This is a genomic window from Enterobacter sp. D2, from assembly GCF_034427575.1.
Classification (GTDB): domain Bacteria; phylum Pseudomonadota; class Gammaproteobacteria; order Enterobacterales; family Enterobacteriaceae; genus Enterobacter; species Enterobacter cloacae_M.
In genome coordinates, this window is the sequence record NZ_JAXQPP010000004.1 from 185,284 (window position 1) to 204,985 (window position 19,702).

The following is a 19,702-nucleotide window of genomic DNA, read 5'->3' on the forward strand; positions in this document are numbered from 1 at the left end:
AGCTAAAAAACCACTTTTGATGTGTGGTATGGCGAAAAGTTAAAACGTGGATTACGCTCATATTGTAAGGTTAAGTATATTATTATTCAGGATATATTTTGACACGCTTATAAACTTGCACGGAGATATTATAAAAACCGATACTCCCCGGCTCTGAAATAACCAGCATACCTTATGTATTTCAAAATAAATTAATTAGGTTGCGTACTGTTTTATTAATTCAATGAGTTGACGCTGTTTAAGTGAGGAGAATATGTTTCTCAACTATTTTGCGCTGGGCGTATTGATTTTTGTATTTCTGGTTCTGTTTTATGGAATCATCGCCATCCATGACATTCCTTATAATATGGCCAAAAAGCGTAACCATCCGCATGCCGATGCGATTCATACGGCAGGCTGGATTAGCCTGTTTACGCTCCATGCCATCTGGCCGTTCCTGTGGATATGGGCCACGCTGTACCGTGAAGATCGCGGCTGGGGGATGCAAAACCACATCACCAAGCCTGATGAGGTTCCGGGCATGGATGCGCTGGCCAAACGCGTGGCAGAATTAGAACAAAAGCTGGCCGCGGTAAAGCCTGCTGCTGATAATAACACGCTGGAGCGCTAATCATGGATCTGTTGATTATTTTGACCTACGTGGCATTTGCCTGGGCCATCTTTAAAATATTCCGCATTCCGGTAAACCAGTGGACGCTTGCCACCGCAACATTAGGCGGGGTGTTTATTGTTGCCGGACTTATTCTGTTAATGAACTATAACCATCCGTACACCTTTACGGCGCAAAAAGCGGTTATTTCTATTCCGATTACGCCGCAGGTTACCGGGGTGGTTAGTGAAGTGACCGATAAAAATAACCAGCTCATTAAAAAAGGCGAAGTGTTATTTAAACTGGATCCGGGCCGCTATCAGGCGCGCGTCGACAGACTCCAGGCCGACCTGGTGACCGCGACGCATAATATCGACAATCTTAAAGCGCAGCTGGCGGAAGCCGTCGCCAATACGACGCGCGTTTCCGCAGAGCGTGACCGCCTGTATAAAGATTATCAGCGCTACCTGAAAGGCAGCCAGGCGAAGGTGAATCCGTTCTCTGAAAGCGATATCGACAACGCGCGGCAGAACTATCTGGCGCAGGATGCGCTGGTGAAAGGCTCCGTTGCTGAACAGACGCAAATTCAAAGCCAGCTGGACAGCATGGTGAACGGCGAGCAGTCGCAGATTGCCTCCTTACGCGCGCAGCTTGCTGAAGCGAAATACAACCTGGATCAGACCGTGGTGCGTGCGCCGAGCGATGGTTACATCACCCAGGTGCTGATCCGTCCGGGGACGTACGCCGCCGCGCTGCCGCTGCGTCCGGTGATGGTCTTTATTCCTGAACAGAAGCGTCAGATTGTGGCCCAGTTCCGTCAGAACTCGCTGCTGCGTCTGAAGCCGGGCGATGAAGCGGAAGTGGTGTTTAACGCACTCCCGGGTCAGGTGTTTACCGGTAAGCTCACCAGCGTTCTGCCAGTAGTGCCAGGCGGGTCTTATCAGGCACAGGGTGCGCTGCAGGCACTGACAGTCGTGCCGGGTACGGATGGCGTACAGGCGTTGATTGAGCTGGAGCCTAACGCCGATGTCGATGCCCTGCCAGACGGTATCTATGCCCAGGTGGCGGTCTACTCGGACCATTTCGCCCACGTCTCGGTGATGCGTAAAGTATTGCTGCGCATGACCAGCTGGATGCACTACCTCTATCTCGATCACTAATCCTTCCGGGGCAGGAATGCGACACGCAAACCTGCCCTTTTTTCATCGCTTGATCCATACTGACTTTTTTCCGGCATCAAGGATCAGGCAATGAAACTCATCGGTAGCTACACCAGTCCCTTCGTGCGAAAGATCTCGATTCTCCTGCTGGAGAAAGGGATTGAATTTGAATTCATCAATGAACAGCCCTACAACGCTGAAAACGGCGTCGCGCAGTACAACCCGCTGGGGAAAGTCCCGGCGCTGGTGACGGACGAGGGCGAATACTGGTTCGATTCCCCGATTATTGCGGAGTATATCGAGCTGCTGGGCGTTGCCCCGGCAATGCTGCCGGCTGACCCAAAAGCGGCGCTGGCAGTGAAGCAAATTGAAGCCCTGGCCGATGGCATTATGGATGCGGCGTTAACCTCCGTGCGTGAACAGGCAAGGCCCGTCGCCCAGCAGTCGGAAGCGGAACTGTTACGCCAGCGGGAAAAAATCAGCCGCAGCCTGGACAGGTGCGAACAGCTCATCCGGGAAGGAAAGATTCAAACAGACAGCCTGAACCTGGCAACTATCGCTATCGCCTGCGCCATCGGCTATCTCAACTTCCGCCGGGTTTCCCCTGGCTGGTGCGTCGACCGTCCGCTGCTGGTGAAACTTGCAGACACGCTTTTTAGCCGCGAGAGCTTTGCCCGTACCGAACCGCCAAAGGCTTGATGCGGGTTATAACACTTCGGCGTCGGAGGCGGTACAATCCCTCCACATGTTAACTCCCTCTCCCGTCGGGAGGGGGGAAGATATTTACTCGCCAGGCGCTTTCATGACTACTCATCGTTCGCTGTACAGCCAGATCCCCGCTACCGACCGTCTCCTTCGCGAGCCCCGCATTCATGCTGCAGTTGAGCGTTTCGGCCATACCGCGACGGTGGAAATGTTACGCCTGCTTCAGGACGAAGCCCGATGCGCTATTCAGGCAGAAAACGCCTTGCCCGACTGGTGCGCGGCGTGGGAGCAGGAAGTTGAGCACCGGCTGGATGAGAAAGCGCAAAGCGCGTTACGCCCGGTGATTAACCTGACCGGTACCGTCCTGCATACCAACCTGGGACGCGCGCAGCAGGCGGAAGAAGCGGTGGCTGCGGTTGTACAGGCCATGCGGGCGCCCGTGACGCTGGAGTACGATCTGGACGGCGCCGGACGCGGGCATCGTGACCGGGCGCTGGCGGACCTGCTGTGCCAGCTGACCGGCGCGGAAGATGCCTGCATTGTGAATAACAACGCCGCAGCGGTGCTGCTGATGCTGGCGGCCACCGCCAGCGGCAAAGAGGTGGTGGTTTCCCGCGGCGAGCTGGTGGAGATTGGCGGGGCGTTTCGTATTCCGGACGTGATGCGCCAGGCGGGCTGCACGCTGCATGAGGTGGGCACTACCAACCGCACCCATGCGAAAGATTATCGCGCGGCGGTGAATGAAAATACCGCCCTGCTGATGAAGGTTCACACCAGCAATTATCATATTGAAGGCTTCACCAAAACGGTTGAAGAGGGCGAGCTGGCGGCGATTGGCCGCGAACTGAATATTCCGGTGATTGCCGACCTCGGCAGCGGCTCGCTGGTGGATCTGAGCCTTTATGGGCTGCCCAAAGAGCCGATGCCGCAAGAGATGATTGCCGCAGGCGTCAGCCTGGTCAGCTTTTCCGGCGACAAGCTGCTTGGCGGGCCGCAGGCCGGGATTATCGTCGGCAAGCGCGAGCTGATTGCGCAGCTCCAGCAGCATCCGCTCAAGCGCGCCCTGCGAGCCGATAAAATGACGCTTGCCGCGCTGGAGGCGACGCTGCGGCTCTATCTCCATCCGGAGAAACTGGCCGACCGCCTGCCCACGCTGCGTCTGTTAACCCGCGATGCCGCTTCGATTCGCGCCCAGGCCGTATTACTGCTGCCGCGCATTGCCCCGTGCTACCCCGATTTTGACGTTCGCATTGAACCCTGCCAGTCGCAGATTGGCAGCGGTTCGCTGCCGGTGGACAGGCTGCCGAGTGAAGCGCTCACGTTCACCCCGCGTGACGGGCGTGGCAGCCACCTTGAAGCCCTGTCGTCGCGCTGGCGTGGCCTGCCCGCGCCGGTTATCGGGCGGATTTACGATGGCCGAATGTGGCTGGATCTGCGCTGCCTTGAAGATGAAGAGCGATTTCTGGAGATGTTGTTGAAATGATTATTGCCACCGCCGGTCATGTCGACCACGGAAAAACCACGCTACTGCAGGCGATTACCGGCATAAACGCCGACCGCCTGCCGGAAGAGAAAAAGCGCGGTATGACCATCGATCTGGGCTATGCCTACTGGCCCCAGCCTGACGGTCGCGTACTGGGTTTTATAGATGTACCGGGGCATGAAAAGTTTCTGTCTAACATGCTGGCGGGCGTGGGCGGCATCGATCATGCCCTGCTGGTGGTGGCCTGTGATGACGGCGTGATGGCGCAAACCCGCGAGCACCTGGCGATCCTGCAGCTGACCGGCAACCCGCAGCTGACCGTGGCGCTGACCAAAGCCGATCGCGTGGATGACGCACGCGTCAGCGAAGTGCGCGAAACGGTACAGTCGACCTTGCAGGAGTATGGTTTTGCCGATGCTCCGCTTTTTGTCACCGTGGCGACAGAAGGGCGCGGTATCGATGAACTTCGCCACCACTTACGGCAGCTTTCGTCGCGTGACCACGCCAGCCATCACCGCTTCCGTCTGGCAATTGACCGGGCGTTTACCGTGAAAGGCGCGGGGCTGGTGGTGACCGGTACGGCGCTGAGCGGTGAAGTGAACGTAGGTGATACGCTCTGGCTGACGGGCGTTAACAAGGCGATGCGCGTGCGAGGCTTACATGCGCAAAACCAGCCCGCGGAGCGTGCTCATGCCGGGCAGCGGATCGCGCTGAACATTGCCGGGGATGCGGAAAAAGAGCAGCTTAACCGCGGCGACTGGCTGCTGGCCGATGCCCCACCTGAGCCGTCTGAACGCGTCATTGTTTGCCTGCAGACAAACGTGCCCCTGACCCAATGGCAGCCGCTGCATATTCACCACGCGGCCAGCCATATCACCGGACGCGTGTCGCTGCTGGAAAACGACCTTGCCGAACTGGTATTCGATTCACCGCTCTGGCTTGCAGACAACGATCGTCTGGTTCTGCGTGATATTTCCGCGCGGGAAACGCTTGCCGGGGCACGGGTGGTCGCGCTGAATCCACCGCGACGCGGCAAGCGTAAACCTGAATATCTGCAGTGGCTGGCTGCTCTGGCGCAGGCCAGCGATGATAACACCGCGCTGCGGGTGCATCTTGAGCGCGGTGCGGTGAGCCTGCGTGATTTTGCATGGGCACGCCAGCTGAGCGAGGAAGGGTTACGCCTGCTGGCCCAGCAGCCGGGCTTTATTCAGGCTGGAAACAGTCTGCTAAACGCCCCGGTTGCTGCGAACTGGCAGCGTAAGATACTGAGCACGCTCGCAACGTACCATGAACAGCATCAGGATGAGCCTGGCCCGGGCCGTGAGCGTCTGCGGCGCATGGCGCTGCCGATGGAAGACGATGCGCTGGTGCTGCTGCTGATTGAAAACATGCGCGAAAGCGGGGCGATCAAAAGCCATCACGGCTGGCTGCATCTGCCGGATCACAAGGCCGGGTTTACCGCAGAGCAAGAAGCGGTATGGCAAAAAGTGGCCTCGCTGTTTGGCGATGAGCCGTGGTGGGTTCGCGATCTGGCCCGCGAAACGAATACCGACGAGCAGGTAATGCGTCAGGTATTGCGCCATGCGGCGCAGCAGGGGCTGATAGTCGCGATCGTGAAAGATCGTTATTACCGTAACGATCGCATTGTGGCGTTTGCGAACCTGATCCGCGAGCTGGATCAAGAGCGGGGCTCTACCTGCGCAGCCGATTTCCGCGATCGGCTGAACGTGGGCCGCAAGCTGGCGATACAGATCCTGGAATATTTCAACCGTATCGGCTTTACCCGCCGTCGGGGTAATGACCATCTGCTTCGTGACGCGCAGCTATTTCCCTGAGCGCTACGTGTGGCGGGAGAGTTTTTGCTTTGCCAGCCATACCGCGCCCAGTCTTCCTGCCTGGTTACCCAGCTCGCAGGGCAGAATGGGCACTTTGAGTGCTTCCCATTCCTCGAATCGCTCCAGGTACTTATCGAGCAGGAGATAGATTTTCTCCTGCTCGCTTACCCCTCCGCCAATCAGCACTGCCTGTGGATCGAACATCGAGATCACGCTATAAATGCCGCGCGAGAGAAAATGCGCCCAGGCTTCAATAGCTTCGCGCAGATGCACGTCGCTCTCCATACGTTTAAACAGCTCCTTGCCGTCAGGCATTTCTTCTTCTGAAACGGCCAGCGCGCGGCGGCAGGCTTTCATCAGGCCGCTGGCAGACGCAACCTCGTGCATCGGTTCGCCCTGGTCCCCCACGGGCAGCACGCCAAATTCGCCGGCGCGGTAATGCGACCCGCGATAGAGATCGCCTTCCATCACAATCCCGCCACCGATGCCCGTGCCAATGGTGATACAGACGAAATGCTCGTAATCCTTACCCGCGCCCTGCCAGCGCTCGCCCAGCGCTGCACAGTTGGCGTCGTTTTCCACGGTGACGGGAAGATCGGTCAGATCGGAGAAGAGTTCGCACAGGTTTTCGCTGTCGAGATAGTCGAGCGCGCCCGCTTTAGCCGCTTCGCCGCTATGGTGGTTAATATGGCCGGGAAAGCTCACGCCGATACCGACGATATCGTATTCGTCCTGATACGCTTCAACTACCGCTTTCCACTTCTTTTTGAAGGTGTTTTTATCCTCAGGGGTATCGTACTCGTCTGTCGTCAGCTCCTTGCCATTTTCATCAATCACGCCGTGCTTGATATGGGTTCCGCCTACGTCAAAACCGATAAATAGCTGCATCGCATCGTTCCTTATGAGCTCTTGACTTGTTAAGTATGGCTCAGTGGCAGAAACGAAACGTAAAGTACGGTAATCCGTGATACGGCTCGTAAACCCGTCACCCACTGGCGAGAAAAACGCCAGCCGGAACTACCCTTGTTGTACACCAACAGCAAGGAGACGGTCATGACAAACAATCCTCCCTCATCGCGTATCCAGCCCGGCGAGTATGGTTTTCCCCTCAAGCTGAAGCCTCGTTATGACAACTTTATTGGCGGCGACTGGGTAGCTCCCGTCGACGGCGAATACTATTCCAACCTGACCCCCGTAACCGGCCAGCCGCTGTGCGAAATAGCCAGCTCCGGCAAGCGCGATATCGATCTGGCGCTGGATGCGGCGCACAAAGCGAAAGATAAATGGGGCCATACCTCAGTTCAGGACCGCGCGGCTATTTTGTTCAAAATCGCTGACCGGATGGAGCAGAATCTGGAGCTGCTGGCGACGGCGGAAACTTGGGATAACGGCAAGCCGATCCGGGAAACGATGGCGGCAGACGTGCCGCTGGCCATCGACCACTTCCGCTATTTTGCCTCCTGCATTCGCGCTCAGGAGGGCGGAATAAGCGAGGTAGACAGCGACACCGTGGCGTATCATTTCCACGAACCGCTGGGCGTCGTCGGGCAAATCATTCCGTGGAACTTCCCGCTGCTGATGGCGAGCTGGAAAATGGCGCCCGCGCTGGCGGCCGGCAACTGCATTGTGCTGAAACCGGCGCGTCTGACCCCGCTCTCGGTACTGCTGCTGATGGAAATCGTTGGCGACCTTCTGCCGCCGGGCGTGATTAACGTGGTCAACGGTGCGGGCGGTGAGATAGGGGAATATCTGGCTACCTCGAAACGGATCGCTAAAGTGGCGTTTACCGGGTCGACGGAAGTGGGCCAGCAGATTATGCAGTACGCCACGCAGAACATCATTCCGGTGACCCTGGAGCTGGGCGGGAAATCCCCGAACATCTTCTTCGCGGACGTGATGGAGGAAGAGGATGCCTTCTTTGATAAAGCCCTGGAAGGGTTTGCGCTGTTTGCGTTTAACCAGGGCGAAGTCTGCACCTGCCCAAGCCGCGCGCTGGTGCAGGAGTCCATCTATGAGCGCTTTATGGAGCGGGCCATTCGCCGCGTCGAGTCTATCCGCAGCGGTAACCCGCTCGATAACGTGACGCAGATGGGGGCGCAGGTCTCGCATGGACAGCTGGAAACCATCCTCAACTACATCGACATCGGCAAGAAAGAGGGGGCGGATATTCTGACCGGCGGTCGCCGTAAGGTGCTCGGTGGGGATCTGCAGGAAGGGTATTACCTGGAGCCAACGATCCTGTTCGGTCAGAACAACATGCGCGTCTTCCAGGAGGAAATTTTCGGACCGGTGCTGGCCGTGACCACCTTCAAAACGATGGAGGAGGCGCTGGAGATTGCCAACGACACGCCGTATGGCCTGGGGGCAGGCGTCTGGAGCCGCAACGGTAATCTGGCCTATAAAATGGGCAGAGGCATTCAGGCCGGGCGCGTATGGACCAACTGCTACCACGCCTATCCTGCGCACGCGGCATTTGGCGGTTATAAGCAATCGGGCATCGGGCGTGAAACCCACAAGATGATGCTGGAGCATTATCAGCAAACGAAATGTTTGCTGGTCAGCTACTCCGATAAACCGCTGGGGCTGTTCTAATCGCCCAGCTCAGGCCGTCCATGGGCGGCCTGAGCAATTTGCTGGCGCAGGCAGTTCAGAACGCCATCCAGAACGTATTGCACGCGCCAGGGCTGGTATTCGCGTTTGCGGAAGATGGCCGTCAGATCGAGCCACCACTCTTCCTGATGCGGGAAGCAGGGAACCAGCATCCCTTGCGTTAATTCTTTTTTCAGACTCTCTTTTGGCGCAAAAACAATCCCAAGATTATTTCTTGCCAGCTCCAGGGCCGTCTGCGTATTGTCGCAAATATAATTACCGGTCACCCGGTAGTCATGCACGTTATCGCTGCCGTGCACGCGAAAACGCCAGATATTTGCATCATCGACCAGCATGGAGTCAATGAGAATACAGGAATGATTAATTAAATCTTCAGGTCCCTTTAAGGGATGCTTATTTAAATAATCAACGGTTGCAAATGCTGTAACGGAATATTTTGTTAACACGCTGGCAACCAGACTTTCGTCTTTCGGCTGCGCATAGGTAATTAAAATGTCGCAGTCATCCGGAAAGGAAACGCCTTCTGAAAATTCATTCCGGTCGAGGTTGTAGGTTTTCAGGGAGATGCGGATGTCACCGATATCTTCTATCTGATGGATCACGTGACGCGCGAGATAGGTCACGATACCCGTAGGGGCGTAAATCGTGACTTTTCCGCGTTTTTCATGCTTGTAATCCGCAATGAAATTAACAAGTTGAGTATTTTTATCCAGCGTGGCGTTAACATAGGGAAGTAACGCTTCACCGAACTGAGTAAGCGCCAGTTGACGCGTGGTGCGTTCAAAAACCTTGAGTCCAACCCGTGTTTCAAAATCAGACAGATATTTGCTGACGTTGGCCTGCGCCATGCCCAGCAGGGCGGCGGCATCACCAATGCTGCGAGTTGCGGCGATGACGGATATGATTTTTAATTCGCGTGGCTTCAGCTGTAAATTACTCATCCTGCACACCCATCTATATGATTTTATATATAATATTATATAAACCACAGCGTTGCATTGGCAAATTTGTAACCATTATTATGCGCCTCGCTTGTTTGGCATTTTAATGGATTACATGTAATGACTATTAAATACAATTTACTCATCGCGGCCACGTTATTTGCAACATCCTCAGCAATGGCCGGTGACTTTTCACTAGGAGCGGGGGCTGTATTTAATGAGTCTCCTTACAAAGGCTATAACGAAAATACGACCGCAGTACCGTTAATTAGTTACGAAGGCGACAACTTTTATGTTCGCCAGACCACGGGCGGATGGATCCTGTGGAAAGATGCAAAAAATGAACTCAGCCTGACCGCATTGTGGATGCCGCTGCATTTCGATCCAGATGACAACGACGACCATCAGATGAAACAGCTTGATGAGCGTAAAGCCTCTGCCTTCCTCGGCGGCGCGTACTACCGCCACGAACGCTGGGGTTCTCTGAAAGTGGCGGTCTCTGGTGATGCCACGGATGAAAGCGGCGGTATGATCGGCGAGGTTTCTTACTTCCGTCCAATCAGGATGGAACGCCTGACCCTGACGCCCTCTGTCGGTATTTTCTATAGCGACGAAAGCTATAACGACTACTACTACGGCGTATCCGGCAACGAGTCTCGCCGCTCAGGTCTGGATGAATACACCGCCGGTGACAGCTGGACGCCATACGTTGGCCTGGCGGCCAAATATCAGTTAACCCAGAAGCTGTATCTCAACGCCAGCGCGGTCTACACCGTATTGCCTGACGACGTGAAGAACAGCCCGATGATCGACCGCGACGACAGCTTCGCGCTGATGACCGGCCTGACCTGGCGTTTCTGATGCGTTAAAGCCGGGTGGCGGCTTCGCCTTACCCGGCCTACATGGACTGCCGTCGCAGTTTTACGTAGGCCCGAGCAAGCGAAGCGCCGCCGGGCATATTTGAGAGTACCGATCTTCCGTTTTCCCTTCCCGTCATGACTTCCTCATTAATATTCCTGATACGCTAATGCGATCTGCGCCATCAATAAAGGTGTGCATCATGTGTATCATTCTTAAAGAAAATTAAACCGTGCACTCTCGCCCGTATTTGGCGACGGGTGGGAATTAAGCACGGATATCAGGAGTCGTTATGTTTTATCCGGCTTACATTCATTCTGATTCCGACGGTAGCGCCAGCGGCTATCTCAAAAGAACTGGATTTTAACGTGCGCGAGGCGTAACAGATGAACCGATTTATCGTGGCGGATGCGGAAAAATGCATTGGGTGCCGCACCTGCGAAGTGGCCTGCGCGGTGTCGCATCAGGACGCCGTCTCCGCTCATGCCTTTACGCCCCGCCTTCGGGTGGTTAAGGGGGACGACTACACAACGGCAGTGGGTTGCCATCAGTGCGAGGATGCGCCATGTGCTAACGTCTGTCCAACCCATGCTATCAGCCGTACGGCGGGAGCCTGGCTCGTTGAGCAGACGCGCTGCATTGGGTGCAAAAGCTGTATGGTGGCGTGTCCGTTCGGGGCGATGCAGGTGCGCATGGAGGGAAATAAGCCGCAGGCGCTGAAATGTGATTTATGCCTGCATCGCGAAGGCGGACCGGCCTGCGTGGAGGCCTGTCCAACCCACGCGTTGCGATGCGTTGATCCTGCCAGACTACGCGCCGAACGGCTGCATAATCTGGCGTAAGAACTTACTGACCGTCTTCGCGCCAGGCTTTTTCAATTTCTTCGGCGAGAATTTTAACACCCGCTTCGATTTTTTCCGGATCGGGCACGTAGTTCATGCGCATGCACTGGTGTGTATGCGGCCACGGCTTATCCAGCCCCGGGAAGAAATAATCGCCTGGTACCATCAGCACGCCGCGCTTTTTCAGGCGCTGGTAGAGCAGTTCGGTGGTGATAGGCAAATCCTTAAACCACAGCCACAGGAAAATCGCCCCTTCAGGCTTGTGGATCAGGCAGCGTTCTTCCGGCAGGTAGCGGCGAAGTATCGCAATCGTCTCCTGAACGCGCTGGTAATAGAATGGCTTGATCACGTCATTAGACAGACGCAGCAGATCGTTGCGCTTAATCATTTCGCACATCATCGCCGGGCCAATGCCGCCTGGTGAAAGGCTGATAATGCCGTTCATATTGGTAATGGCGGTGATGATTTTCTCGTTGGCGATGATGATGCCGCAGCGGCTGCCCGGCAGACCCAGCTTAGAGAGGCTCATGCACAGGACAATGTTCGGGTTCCACAGCGGACGCGCTTCGCTGAAGATAATGCCCGGGAACGGCACGCCGTAGGCGTTATCGATCACCAGCGGAATGTCGTGCTGATTCGCGAGAGCATCCAGCTTCATCAGTTCGTCGTCGGTGATCACGTTGCCCGTTGGGTTAGTCGGGCGCGATACGCAGATCATGCCCGTCTCTTCACCAATATGCAGGTGTTCAAAATCGACGTGATATTTGAACTGTCCTTCCGGCAGCAGCTCAATGTTCGGGCGCGCGGAGACGAACAGATCCTCTTCCAGGCCGGAATCGGCGTAGCCGATATACTCCGGCGCCAGCGGGAACAACACTTTTTTGGTGGTGCCGTCGGCGCGACGCCCTGCGAACAGATTAAACAAGTAGAAAAACGCGCTCTGGCTGCCGTTTGTTAGTGCAATATTCTGTGGTTCGATATCCCAACCCAGCTCGTCACGCAGCATTTCGGCGAGGAGTGCCAGCAGTTCAGTTTTCCCCTGCGGGCCGTCGTAATTGCAAAGCGCATCGGTTGCTTTGCCGCTTTCCAGCATCTGAGCGAGCAGCGTCTGGAAATAGGTATTCATCTCCGGAATTTGAGCCGGGTTTCCGCCGCCGAGCATGATTGCGCCCGGTGTGCGCAGCCCGTCGTTGAGGTCCTCCATCAGGCGAGTAATGCCTGAATGGCGGGTAAATTTGTCGCCGAAAAGTGAAAACGTCATAGCAGGTGATCTGTCGAGCTTATTTTGAAAGTGGGTAACCATAACGCTAGCACCGTGCTGGTGCAAATCGGGTGATGTGGTCGGATTTGTTGTTTTGTATGGCGGAGTTGGATTTATACAGTGAATAGTTCTGGTGGATTTTGCCTCACCCCGACCCTCTTCCAAGAGGGAGAAGGGGAAAAGACGGCGCCGTGCGGTTCCCTCTCCCCTGCGGGGAGAGGGTTAGGGTGGGGGAGAATTATTGATTACCTGCCCATACCACCATCACCTTATCGCCCTTGTGCTCTCGCACGAAGCCATATCCCTCTTTCAGCGACAATGTGGTTTGCTTGCCTTCACCGATCGCCGGATGGCGGGCGCGGAACTGACCCAGCGTTTGCCAGTGGGCGACGGTTAGGGCCTGCTTGCCCGTGACGTCCTGCCAGTTCATATCTGATCGGGTGCCCTGTAATGGGTCAGAACCTGTCGGCCCGAACGGACGCTCGGATTCATCCCCGTAATAGATTTGTACGCTGCCCGGTGCTAACAGAAGCAGCTCCGCAGCTCGCTGGCCCCCTTCGCGGAACAGACGCGTATCGTGTGATGAGAGATAGCTCAGCACGTTGAAGCTTTGCAGCTTTTCCGCCATCTGCTGCCAGGTGAGATCCATATCTGCCAGACAATCCACCGCTTTTGCCGCCTGCTCCTGATAGTCAAAGTTAATCATCGCATCAAAACCGTGGCGGTAATAATCGCTTTGCATCACCCCGTGGCCCCAGGATTCCCCGGTCATCCAGAAGGGTGCGTTGTCGAGCTTTTTGTCCGGGTTCGCCCCTTTCCAGGCGGCCAGCGCCTGGCTTGCCTGGTCTTTCAGCTGTTGCCAGGCCGCAAGCTCAACGTGTTTCGCCGTATCCACCCGGAAACCGTCGATGCCGTAGTCGCGTACCCACTGGCTCAGCCAGTGGGTCAGATAATCGCGCGGGGTATATCCCGGGATGGCCTTCGCGCGGGTGTCGGGCTTGTGTTGGTAAAAGTTAGGCAATCCGGAAGGCGTCGTGGATTCCGTTTTCAGATCCGGCAGAAATGCCAGCGACATGGTCAAATCGTCGAAGCCAGGGTTGTCGTAATCGCCGATGTCCGTGCGGATCCATTTCTTGCCCCACCATTTCTCCCATGCGGCTTTGTCGCTAAAGTTGATGTAGTCGTTAAAGCTGTGCCAGCTTTGGCCCGCGCCCGGCTTCCAGTCCGTCCAGCGTTCTCCCAGCGTCTTTTTCAGCTCATCACCCTGAAGGTACAGGGCACCAAACTGAAATTCCTGCATGTCTGCCAGCGTGGCATAGCCAACGTGGTTCATAACGATATCAAACAGAACGCGGATCCCGCGCTTGTGCGCTTCGTCGACAAGATGGCGTAAATCATCTTCGGTGCCCATGTTGGCGTCGAGCCTGGTCCAGTCCTGGGTGTAGTAGCCGTGATAGGCGTAGTGGGGGAAATCTCCTTTGGTGCCACCGCCTACCCAGCCGTGGATCTGCTCAAGCGGGGAGCTTATCCAGAGCGCGTTCACCCCCAACTGCTGTAAATAATCGAGCTTGCCGGCAAGTCCTTTGAGATCCCCGCCGTGGAAGGTGCCAATCTCTTGCATACCGTCTTTATGACGACCGTAGCTGTTGTCGTTGCCCGGGTCACCATTCACATAACGGTCGGTCAGCACAAAATAGACGGTGGCGTTTTGCCAGCTAAACGGCGCCGGCCTGTCGGTTTCGGCGCGCTCAAGCAGCAGCAGGCCGTTACTGTTAGCGGCTGGCTGCAGGGTGATTTTTCCATTCTGCACCGTCGCCGTCTGTTTACTGTAGTAGTCGCGCACCACGGAGCCTTCCGGGAAGGTACTGCTGATGTCCAGCGTCAGCGGTTTGCCGTCCCACTTCGGACACTGGCGGATAACGTTTGCAACCGGCTGTTCTGCGGTACTCTGAATCGTCAGCATGAGGGTGGGCGTGCCGGAGCGGGTATCAATCCGCATCTGGTAGTCACCGTCGCGGAAAAGGCGCCACTGCGGCGGCGTGCCGTCACAGGGCTTGAGCGACAGCATCTCATTGAGTTTTATCGCATCCGCAGGCTGCCAGCACGTCTTGTCAAAACTCAGCGTCAGAGGACGCGTACCCTTCGCAAGCTTTGCCTGGCTGGTGAAGACACCGGTGCCTTCGGCGGTAAATGCGTTAAACCCCGGCGATGACCAGTCGGCATGTGCCAGTGCGGGTAACATCAGAAAGGCTAATGCGGTACGTTTCATTCCTTTTTCCTGTCGCGGCATTTTTGACCAGTGTGCCATCAGGCGGGGGGATGAAACTCATCCCCTGTCGCTTTCTGCCAGGAGGATGCGTGAGGATGAGTGATCTCGCGCAAAATTAGGCAGTTATCTGCGATAGCGCACACAGTTTTTGTGGAATGATGTTTTTATGAGCAAGTTTCAGGTGACATAGTTTCGGAATTGGACTATTTCTATACGTGCTCTTGAAGTCTATTTTTGATATGATTTGAGATTCCGCTCTCAAATTTGTGAAAAAATAAGGTGTTGGGATGATTACATCCGACCAGGAGACCTAATGATATCGACTCCCATTCGACGATATGGGGCTGCGATACTCATGTTACTCACCACGGCCTTTTCGGGTGAGGTGCTTGCGAAGACGCACACGGATACAACGAGTAAGAAAGCCCACGTAATAAAGACGACAAGTAGTAAGGTTAGCAGTAAACAAGAGTATTCTCGCAATAGTGCAAAGAGTAGTTCACTTCCTGATTTGCGAAAATACCCTTCCGGAACACCAAGGAAAAAAGCGTTTCTCCGGACGGTAATGCCTTACATCACGAGTCAAAATGCCGCGATTACTGCGGATCGTAACTGGCTGATTTCTAAACAGTACGATAGCCGCTGGTCGCCGTCAGAGCGCGCGCGTCTGAAAGATATCACGAAGCGCTACAAGCTGAGCTGGAACGGTAACACCCGTCGTGTGCCGTGGAATGCTCTCCTTGAACGTGTAGATATCATCCCGGGCAGCATGGTTGCGACCATGGCTGCTGCCGAAAGCGGCTGGGGTACTTCAAAGCTTGCGCGTAGCAACAACAACCTTTTCGGCATGAAATGTGTGAAAGGTCGTTGTAATAATGCCCCTGGCAAGGTGAAAGGCTATTCGCAGTTTGAATCTGTGAAAGATTCCGTCAGCGCTTACGTAGTGAATCTGAACACGCACCCGGCCTACTCATCGTTCCGTAAATCACGCGCTCAGCTGCGTAAAGCGGACCAGGAAGTGACGGCCAGTACGATGATCCACAAGCTGAAAGGTTATTCGACAAAGGGACAGAGCTATAACAACTATCTGTTCGCCATGTACCAGGATAACCAGCGTTTAATCGCCGCCCATATGTAATCTCAAAAAAAACGCCTTCCACTGGAAGGCGTTTTCTTTTCTATATCAGCACCTCGCTGTGGCGATCCCGATACTCCTTCGGCGTGGTGTCATACTCTTTGCGGAACACTGAATAGAAGTATTGCAGAGACGGGTAACCGCACATCTGCGAGATTTCGTTGATCGACAGTGACGTGGAAATGAGCAAGCTGCGTGCTTTCTCCAGCTTTTCAGCATGGATGACGGCATGAATGGTTTCGCCCACCTCTTCTTTAAAACGCTTCTCCAGATTCGAACGCGAAATGCCCACCGAATCCAGCACCTGATCGACCTTAATCCCTTTGCAGGCGTGGTTGCGAATGTAGTGCATGGCCTGAATGACGGCCGGGTCGCTTAAGGAGCGATAATCGGTTGAGCGACGCTCCACCACGCGGACAGGAGGCACGAGCAAACGCTGAAGCGGCAGAGATTCTTTATCCAGCAGACGATGCAGCAGCTTCGCCGCCTGATAGCCCATCTGACGCGTGCCCTGAGCAACGGAGGAGAGCGCCACGCGAGACAGATAGCGGGTCAGTTCTTCGTTATCTATGCCAATCACACACAGCTTTTCGGGCACCGGAATGTGTAAGTGTTCGCAGACCTGCAGCACGTGCCGCGCGCGAGCGTCCGTCACGGCGATAATACCGGTTTGCGGCGGCAGCGTTTGCAGCCAGTCCGCCAGGCGGTTTTGCGCGTGCTGCCAGTTTTCCGGCGCGGTCTCCAGCCCCTGGTACACCACGCCGCGATACTTCTCCTGTGCGACCAGCTGGCAAAACGCGTGTTCTCGCTCAACGGCCCAGCGCTTGCCGCTGGTGGCCGGTAACCCATAAAACGCGAAGCGATGGACGCCTTTCTCTTTTAAATGGAGAAAGGCGGCCTCGACCAGGGCATGGTTATCGGTGGCAATATAGTGGACCGGCGGATAGTGTTCGGGCGCATGATAGGAGCCGCCGACGCCCACAATCGGGACGTCGACGTCGGTCAACAGCTGCTCAATGACGGGATCGTCATAGTCGGCAATGACGCCATCGCCCAGCCAGTCTTTAATGTTCTCCAGACGGGTGCGAAAATCTTCTTCAATAAAAATGTCCCATTCAGATTGCGACGCCTGCAAATATTCACCAACACCTTCCACCACCTGACGGTCGTAGGCTTTATTGGCATTGAATAACAACGTAATGCGGTGACGCTTTTCAAACATGGCTCACTTCCCAATTAAGTCACAATACGGTTATCAGGCCCGTCGCTTGGTGGCCGAGTCCATCCAGACTGCCAGTAAAAGAATGGCCCCCTTGACGATATACTGCCAAAACGTCGGGACGTCCATCATACTCATCCCGTTATCCAACGACGCCATGATAAATGCCCCCATGACCGCGCCCGCCACGCTCCCGATACCCCCTGCGAGGCTGGTGCCGCCAATGACGCAGGCGGCGATAGCATCCAGCTCGGCGATGTTACCGGCGGAGGGAGAGCCAGCACCCAGACGCGAGCTGAGGATCAACCCGGCGATAGCGACCATCAGGCCGTTAATGGCGAAGACCGCCAGCTTGGTACGCTCGACATTGATACCCGAGAGGCGGGCCGCTTCAAGGTTGCCGCCAATGGCATAAATACGGCGACCAAACGCGGTGCGCGTGGCCATAAACATGCCGCCCAGCAGCAGAAGCGCCAGCAGCAGGACGGGGGTCGGAACGCCGCGATAGTCGTTTAAAAGCCAGATGGCGCCGAGCACAATGACCGCCGTGAGCGCCTGGCGCCCCACCACGGACGTTGATGCAGGCGATGCCAGACCCAGCGCCTGACGGCGCATACGTCCCCGCCACTGCCACGCGACAAACGCCAGCAGTCCCACCACACCGATCGTAAAGCCTATGCTATCTAAGAGGTAACTCTGGCCAATTTGCGACATGGCCGCGCTGGTGGGGGAGACCGTGGTACCGTTAGTAATACCGATTAAAATTCCGCGGAAGGCCAGCATCCCCGCCAGGGTGACGATGAACGACGGCACCTTACGGTAGGCAACCCACCAGCCGTTCCAGGCCCCCAGAACCAGACCCAGCACCAGCGTGACCGCCACGGTCAGCGGCAGCGGCCATCCAAGCCAGACGTCGAAAATCGCCGCCACGCCGCCAAGCAGACCCATCATCGAACCGACCGACAGGTCGATTTCCGCAGAGATAATCACGAAGACCATGCCCACGGCCAGAATGCCGGTGATGGCAGTCTGGCGGAGCAGGTTGGAGACGTTACGCGCGCTCAGGTAAGAGCCATCCGTCATCCACGTGAAGAACAACATGATGACGATGATTGCTGCGATCATCACGAAAACCTGCAGGTTCAGCGCTTTTAGCCCCGCGAACGCACCGGGCGTCGGAACAGCGACTTTGATATCAGACGGATTGCTTTTCGACATGACGTTCGCTCCTTAAAGCGGCTTCCATCACCTGCTCCTGCGTCAGGTTCTGGTTAATCAGGTTGGCTTTCAGTTTTCCCTCGTGCATGACCAGCACGCGGTCGCTCAGGCCGAGCACTTCGGGTAACTCAGACGAGATGACGATGACGGCAATCCCTTGCTGTACAAGCTGATTAATCAGTTTGTAGATTTCGTATTTGGCTCCGATATCAATCCCGCGCGTGGGCTCATCAAGGATTAAAATGCGTGGATTGAGAAGCAGGCAGCGCGCCAGAATCGCCTTTTGCTGGTTGCCGCCGCTCAGGCGGCCAATCGCCAGCTCCGGCGAAGAGGTTTTGACCTTCAGCCGGGCAAGCGACTGGAGGATACACTGCTGCTCGGCGGCATCGTCCAGGCTGCTCAGCGCGCCGGAGAACCGATCGAGGGCCGCAAGCGTAATGTTTTTACCGACCGCCATCACCGGCACGATGCCGTCTTTCTTACGATCTTCCGGCACCATGGCAATGCCGCGGGCAATTGCCTGCTGGCAGTTGTCGATTTTCACCGGCTGGCCGTCGATATAAATCGAGCCCTCCCAGCGCCCCGGCCACACGCCAAACAGACACTGTACGGCTTCGGTGCGCCCGGCACCGACGAGGCCCGCAATCCCAAGAATTTCTCCGCTGTGAAGGGAAAACGACACGTTATTCACGCGCTTGATGTGGCGGTTAACGGGGTGCCACGCGGTCAGGTTTTCCACGCGCAGCACTTCATCGCCCGTTGCGTGGGGTTCATTCGGGTAGAGTGCCGTTAGCTCGCGGCCCACCATCATGGTGATGATGTCATCTTCGCTCATCCCGGCGGCTTCACGCGTGCCGATGTGCTGCCCGTCGCGGATCACGCAGATGGTGTCCGAAATGGCTTTTACCTCGTTCAGCTTGTGCGAAATGTAGATGCAGGCGATGCCGTGGTTTTGCAGATCGCGGATGATATTGAGCAGAACCGCGGTTTCCTGTTCGGTGAGCGACGCCGTGGGTTCATCAAGAATCAGCAGCCTGACCTGTTTATTGAGCGCTTTAGCGATTTCGACCAGCTGCTGTTGCCCGAGGCCCAGATCCCCCACGCGGGTATCCGGTGAAATGTTGAGGCTCACCTGCGCCAGCAGCTTTTCGCAACGGAGCGTCATGGTGTCGTAATCCAGCACGCCGCGGTGGGAAATTTCGGTCCCGAGGAAAATGTTCTCCAGCACGGTGAGATGCTTCACCAGCGCCAGCTCCTGGTGAATAATGGCGATGCCTTTGCGCTCGGTATCGCGGATGTGTGTTGCCTGAATCACTTCGCCGGCAAAGACGATTTCGCCTTCGTAGCTGCCGTGGGGGTAAATCCCGCACAACACTTTCATCAGCGTCGACTTGCCCGAGCCGTTCTCGCCGCACAGCGAAACCACTTCGCCGGGGTTCAACCGGAGGCTAACGTTGTCGACGGCTTTCACCGTGCCGAAGCGCTTGGTGATGCTTTTCATTTCAAGTAAATAGGGCATAACCGCTCCACATAACCCGAGGGAAGAACAGTACAACGTGATGCGCCCCCGCAGAGCA

At 56.0% G+C, this 19,702-nt stretch carries 16 protein-coding genes; 9 read left to right on the forward strand and 7 right to left on the reverse strand.

The window, feature by feature from the left end; translation table 11 throughout:
- The first annotated feature begins 253 nt into the window (after positions 1-253).
- From SPG90_RS18505 to selB, 5 genes are all read left to right on the forward strand, one after another.
- On the forward strand, positions 254-610 hold the full coding sequence (locus tag SPG90_RS18505) for a DUF3302 domain-containing protein (RefSeq protein ID WP_045400278.1): 357 nt from the start codon (positions 254-256) through the stop codon (positions 608-610).
- A 2-nt stretch (positions 611-612) separates the two neighbouring features.
- Entirely contained in the window at positions 613-1,749 is a 1,137-nt protein-coding gene (locus SPG90_RS18510) for an HlyD family secretion protein (RefSeq protein ID WP_047173757.1), read from the forward strand.
- 90 nt (positions 1,750-1,839) lie between these two features.
- Positions 1,840-2,448, forward strand: a complete 609-nt coding sequence (locus tag SPG90_RS18515) for a glutathione S-transferase (protein WP_047173758.1) — start codon at positions 1,840-1,842, stop codon at positions 2,446-2,448.
- Positions 2,449-2,551: 103 nt separating this feature from the next.
- Complete coding sequence (gene selA / locus SPG90_RS18520) at positions 2,552-3,937, forward strand: L-seryl-tRNA(Sec) selenium transferase (RefSeq protein ID WP_045400269.1); 1,386 nt, start codon at positions 2,552-2,554, stop codon at positions 3,935-3,937.
- Complete coding sequence (gene selB / locus SPG90_RS18525) at positions 3,934-5,772, forward strand: selenocysteine-specific translation elongation factor (protein ID WP_126303884.1); 1,839 nt, start codon at positions 3,934-3,936, stop codon at positions 5,770-5,772. The genes selA and selB overlap by 4 nt, the downstream gene beginning before the upstream one ends.
- Positions 5,773-5,775: 3 nt before the next feature.
- Here selB and SPG90_RS18530 read toward each other — a convergent pair whose 3' ends face one another.
- Positions 5,776-6,660: an ROK family protein gene (locus SPG90_RS18530; protein ID WP_045400261.1), complete on the reverse strand. Its 885-nt coding sequence runs from the start codon at positions 6,658-6,660 to the stop codon at positions 5,776-5,778.
- A 165-nt stretch (positions 6,661-6,825) separates the two neighbouring features.
- Here SPG90_RS18530 and aldB point away from each other — a divergent pair, with 165 nt between their 5' ends.
- A complete protein-coding gene (gene aldB, locus SPG90_RS18535; RefSeq protein ID WP_023309928.1) occupies positions 6,826-8,364 on the forward strand; it encodes an aldehyde dehydrogenase AldB in 1,539 nt (512 codons plus the stop codon).
- Here aldB and SPG90_RS18540 read toward each other — a convergent pair.
- On the reverse strand, positions 8,361-9,323 hold the full coding sequence (locus SPG90_RS18540; RefSeq protein WP_045357250.1) for a LysR family transcriptional regulator: 963 nt from the start codon (positions 9,321-9,323) through the stop codon (positions 8,361-8,363). The two genes, aldB and SPG90_RS18540, sit on opposite strands and share 4 nt — an antisense overlap.
- 120 nt (positions 9,324-9,443) lie before the next feature.
- Between SPG90_RS18540 and SPG90_RS18545 the strand changes: the two genes are divergently transcribed.
- Both SPG90_RS18545 and SPG90_RS18550 read left to right on the forward strand, forming a co-directional pair.
- Positions 9,444-10,184: a MipA/OmpV family protein gene (locus SPG90_RS18545; RefSeq protein WP_126303882.1), complete on the forward strand. Its 741-nt coding sequence runs from the start codon at positions 9,444-9,446 to the stop codon at positions 10,182-10,184.
- A 383-nt stretch (positions 10,185-10,567) separates the two neighbouring features.
- Positions 10,568-11,023: a 4Fe-4S dicluster domain-containing protein gene (locus SPG90_RS18550; RefSeq protein WP_045357253.1), complete on the forward strand. Its 456-nt coding sequence runs from the start codon at positions 10,568-10,570 to the stop codon at positions 11,021-11,023.
- A 4-nt stretch (positions 11,024-11,027) separates the two neighbouring features.
- Here SPG90_RS18550 and avtA read toward each other — a convergent pair whose 3' ends face one another.
- Together avtA and SPG90_RS18560 are read right to left on the reverse strand one after the other, a co-directional pair.
- Positions 11,028-12,284, reverse strand: coding sequence for a valine--pyruvate transaminase (avtA, locus tag SPG90_RS18555; RefSeq protein WP_126303880.1), 1,257 nt, complete (start codon positions 12,282-12,284; stop codon positions 11,028-11,030).
- Positions 12,285-12,522: 238 nt separating this feature from the next.
- The gene (locus SPG90_RS18560) at positions 12,523-14,553 is read right to left on the reverse strand and encodes an alpha-amylase (RefSeq protein ID WP_045400259.1); all 2,031 of its coding nucleotides are present in this window, start codon (positions 14,551-14,553) and stop codon (positions 12,523-12,525) included.
- Between the two features lie 313 nt (positions 14,554-14,866).
- Between SPG90_RS18560 and SPG90_RS18565 the strand changes: the two genes are divergently transcribed.
- Entirely contained in the window at positions 14,867-15,691 is an 825-nt protein-coding gene (locus tag SPG90_RS18565; protein WP_032661838.1) for a protein bax, read from the forward strand.
- Between the two features lie 40 nt (positions 15,692-15,731).
- On the opposite strand, the gene xylR is transcribed toward SPG90_RS18565, so the two are convergent.
- The 3 genes from xylR to SPG90_RS18580 are packed head-to-tail and all read right to left on the reverse strand — an operon-like array spanning position 15,732 to position 19,644.
- The gene (xylR, locus tag SPG90_RS18570) at positions 15,732-16,910 is read right to left on the reverse strand and encodes a D-xylose utilization transcriptional activator XylR (protein ID WP_023309935.1); all 1,179 of its coding nucleotides are present in this window, start codon (positions 16,908-16,910) and stop codon (positions 15,732-15,734) included.
- A gap of 33 nt (positions 16,911-16,943) precedes the next feature.
- The gene (gene xylH / locus SPG90_RS18575; protein WP_322408267.1) at positions 16,944-18,125 is read right to left on the reverse strand and encodes a xylose ABC transporter permease XylH; all 1,182 of its coding nucleotides are present in this window, start codon (positions 18,123-18,125) and stop codon (positions 16,944-16,946) included.
- Positions 18,103-19,644, reverse strand: a complete 1,542-nt coding sequence (locus tag SPG90_RS18580; protein ID WP_047173764.1) for a xylose ABC transporter ATP-binding protein — start codon at positions 19,642-19,644, stop codon at positions 18,103-18,105. The genes xylH and SPG90_RS18580 overlap by 23 nt, the downstream gene beginning before the upstream one ends.
- Positions 19,645-19,702: the final 58 nt, after the last annotated feature.